Below are 258 nucleotides of genomic sequence, written 5' to 3'. Positions count from 1 at the left end.
TATTATTCCGCAGTAGCTCAGCGGTAGAGCTATCGGCTGTTAACCGATCGGTCGTAGGTTCGATTCCTACCTGCGGAGCCATTATGCTTCCATAGCTCAGCTGGTAGAGTACTTCCATGGTAAGGAAGAGGTCACCGGTTCAAGCCCGGTTGGAAGCTTGAGAAAAGTTTTGATTTTTTTTTGGCCCGTTGGTCAAGTGGTTAAGACACCGCCCTTTCACGGCGGTAACACGGGTTCGAATCCCGTACGGGTCACCAC

Annotated in this window: 3 tRNA genes; all 3 read left to right on the top strand. The window is 51.2% G+C overall.

Features of this window, described 5'->3' with window-relative positions:
• Positions 1–6: 6 nt before the first annotated feature.
• Positions 7–81, top strand: a tRNA-Asn gene (locus JDS80_RS30935).
• Positions 82–85: 4 nt separating this feature from the next.
• Positions 86–158 (top strand) — tRNA-Thr (locus JDS80_RS30930).
• Between the two features lie 24 nt (positions 159–182).
• Positions 183–257, top strand: a tRNA-Glu gene (locus JDS80_RS30925).
• Position 258 lies beyond the last annotated feature (1 nt).

This window comes from Bacillus cereus group sp. N8, assembly GCF_016483685.1.
GTDB lineage: Bacteria > Bacillota > Bacilli > Bacillales > Bacillaceae_G > Bacillus_A > Bacillus_A proteolyticus.
This window is presented reverse-complemented; position numbering and strand designations above follow the sequence as displayed.